A 2,966-nucleotide genomic window follows, 5' to 3' on the forward strand; every position below is an offset into this window, starting at 1 on the left:
CTCATTTGCTTTTAGAGTGTCTGCTCACTATTTTAAAACGTTGGCGCTTAGTTTTGTTCAGTTTTCAAAGAGCAATGTTTTCACTCAACAATCCGCAAAAATCATTGGTTAATCAGCTATCGTTGACAGCTTTTTAATATTACTTGAACCTACAGATAAAGTCAACTCTTTTTTTCGCTTATGAACCTATCACAGAAAATAGGGTACAATAAATAGATAAACCAAGTTGATTTTAATGATGAGCATTATAGAATAGAAAGGAGTCCTTTTAGTGAAAAAGTTTACTGAAAAGAGATTTTGTAAAAACTGCAAAAAAGAAACCCTTCATTCATTAAGTGAAGACGCATTGGAAATCACAGTGACATGCACAGAATGTTCGCTTGAGGAAAATATAGTAAAAACAATGTTTTAGTCCCGCATACAGTAGAGATAACAGAATAGATCTGTGTCACACCTCTATTCTGTTATCTCTATCAATTCTAAACTGAAATCGCCAACCTCATTTTCCTTATATAAATTGGTAATGGATGTTGAGTAATTAAGGATGGTAGCGGGAAATTCCATATCAAATTCCGGAACGCGCACGTCAAAGTTAAGACCATATAGGAGTACAGTAATATCGTGATATTCACTGCTCGAAACTTTAAAGCTAAAACTTATTTTATTAAGTTCTTTCTCTCCTTTGTGATTTTCAGCCTTTTCTGCTGTAAAATTCTCAGCTTTAATATGCACATCATTTAAGATAATTTCAGTCATTGTTCTAAAACCTCCAATATAATCATTCTTATAGTCTGAACCGATATCAAAAGACCCGCAATAGGCGGGTTTAAAGAATTTTCGGTTTCAGCATGTGTTCATTTTTCACTTTCCTGTACTGCAGAAACATTGCAATTCTCCAAGGGACTATCATCGAATATGCCAGCAAAAAGAACATGCCGCTAAGCTGGCCCACTTCTATACTATAGCTCAGCACAAGTTTGGCAATGACTCTTACTACCACAAGGCCGCCCAAAATAAAAATAAATGCTTTTGAGCGCTGAAGGTATATCTGGTCAGCGCGAACTTCAAAGTTGGAGGTTCTTATCAGCAAAATTGAAAACAGCACCCCAAAAACGACCGCTTCCAAAATTTCATTTTTTGTTAATCGAAACTCAGGTACAAGGTACATCAGTGCCCCTGTGCTCATAAATATAGGCGGTAAAATGATTTTTCTTATATTAGTTGGCTTTTTGGCCGCCTTCACCCTAATGACCAAAACCATGATTGCCATGACAATTGCAAATCCTGATGAAATATATAGCACCTATTATCATCCTTTTTTATAGGCTCTGTTTATCTTGCAATAGATTACAGCTTCATATGCACACTTTTTGCGGAAGGCTCGCGCTCAATATTTTGGATATAAAGCGAGTAACGCCTTTTACGCCAAATGCAATGAACCAAAATCAACATAAAGGGTTAAACAGATCCTCTTTATATATAATCCCTATGTTAATTATATAATAGATAATACAAGAAACAAAATAATTGTTTCTTGCTGTCCAGAAATAATGAAAACCGTTTAGTACTCTAAACGGTTTAATCCAGAACCCGGCTTATCGCTTCCACAACCCGATTTTCATCAAACGGCTTTACAATAAAGTCTTTCGCCCCTGCTTCTATGGCTTCAACAACCATTTTCTGCTGTCCCATAGCGGAACACATAATCACCTTAGCATCAGGAAACTCACTTTTAATCTCTTTGACAGCATCAAGTCCGCTCATTACCGGCATAGTGATGTCCATAGTGACCAGGTCAGGATGCAATTCACGATACAGATTTACTGCTTCTCTGCCATTTTCCCCTTCTCCGATAATTTCATGGTCTGCTTTAGTTAAAATATTGGATAAGGTAATTCTCATAAATTTTGCATCATCGACTATTAATATTCTGGCCATTGCCGGATCCTCCTTTAATACAACAAAAAACACAATCTATTATTTAGTGTAAAACTCGTATTATTAATTCGAAAGGCACATTAGTCCCCTAATAGACACAATGTTTAATATATCCGAATCAAGTAATATTTTCAATGTATTCATCACTAGAAACCGTCTGCCTTACATAATTCAGGAATTCAAAATCCTTTAAAGCCTCCAAATACCAGCGTGAAAACCATGTATACCTTTGTCATCCAGTCAAAAAACAGCACAATTCCCATTACAATCATGAGGTATCCCCCTGCCCGGACTATAGAACTGCTGTATTTTTTTACCAGCTTCATCTTTCCGATAAAAAAGGAAAGAACAAAGAACGGTATGGCAAAGCCAAGTATGTAAGCAATCATGTAAATTAATGCAGAACCTGGATTACTTGTTGACATATAAATAACAGATCCTAAAATAGGTCCCGTGCATGGCGTCCATCCTGCAGCAAAAGCTAAACCAATGAGTGCAGAACCTATAAGTCCCCCTGGGCGGTTTTTAAACTCAAATCGCTTGTCTCTCATCAGAAAAGAAGGAGAAAAAACACCAATTATGACTAGTCCAAAGAAAATTATGATGATTGCCCCTACCTGGCGTATTAAATCTTTATAAAGGGTAAAAAAATTACCAAGCAAAGATGTCCCAAAACCAATCGCAAGAAAGACTATAGAAAAACCAATTAAAAAGAATAAGGTGTGCAGAAAACTCCTTTTATGTAGCATGACATTTTGCGACTTAATCTCCCCGACACTCATTCCTGTTATATAAGAGAGAAAAGCTGGGTATAAAGGCAAGCAGCAAGGAGAAATAAAGCTTAAAACTCCAGCACCGAACGCGAGAAAAAAATTTACATCTGCCAAAATTTAGCCAACTCCTATTATTAGCAATATATTACTATTCTAACAAACGATAGACCAAAAGATAACTAACAATTTTAAAATAAAGCCTGACTAATTTTTCAATGTATAAATATTTTTATTAAACAATTATATTTCTTATAT

5 protein-coding genes are annotated in these 2,966 nt (G+C 35.7%); 1 reads left to right on the top strand and 4 read right to left on the bottom strand.

What is annotated here, in order from left to right; translation table 11 throughout:
- The first annotated feature begins 271 nt into the window (after nt 1-271).
- Nucleotides 272-412 carry a hypothetical protein gene (locus BIV59_RS23900; protein WP_170846235.1) on the top strand — a complete coding sequence of 47 codons (141 nt, stop codon included), beginning with the start codon at nt 272-274 and terminating at the stop codon, nt 410-412.
- A 44-nt stretch (nt 413-456) separates the two neighbouring features.
- Here BIV59_RS23900 and BIV59_RS22555 read toward each other — a convergent pair whose 3' ends face one another.
- The 4 genes from BIV59_RS22555 to BIV59_RS22570 all read right to left on the bottom strand — a co-directional run bounded on the left by BIV59_RS22555 (nt 457) and on the right by BIV59_RS22570 (nt 2,825).
- A complete protein-coding gene (locus BIV59_RS22555) occupies nt 457-756 on the bottom strand; it encodes a DUF3219 family protein (protein ID WP_071353693.1) in 300 nt (99 codons plus the stop codon).
- A 70-nt stretch (nt 757-826) separates the two neighbouring features.
- Nucleotides 827-1,303 (bottom strand): CcdC family protein, encoded by a 477-nt coding sequence (locus tag BIV59_RS22560; RefSeq protein WP_083392328.1) that lies wholly within the window; start codon nt 1,301-1,303, stop codon nt 827-829.
- Between the two features lie 275 nt (nt 1,304-1,578).
- On the bottom strand, nt 1,579-1,938 hold the full coding sequence (locus tag BIV59_RS22565; protein WP_071353694.1) for a response regulator: 360 nt from the start codon (nt 1,936-1,938) through the stop codon (nt 1,579-1,581).
- Nucleotides 1,939-2,117: 179 nt separating this feature from the next.
- Nucleotides 2,118-2,825 carry a cytochrome c biogenesis CcdA family protein gene (locus BIV59_RS22570; RefSeq protein WP_071353695.1) on the bottom strand — a complete coding sequence of 236 codons (708 nt, stop codon included), beginning with the start codon at nt 2,823-2,825 and terminating at the stop codon, nt 2,118-2,120.
- Nucleotides 2,826-2,966 lie beyond the last annotated feature (141 nt).

The organism is Bacillus sp. MUM 13 (assembly GCF_001866725.1).
Lineage (GTDB): Bacteria > Bacillota > Bacilli > Bacillales > DSM-1321 > Peribacillus.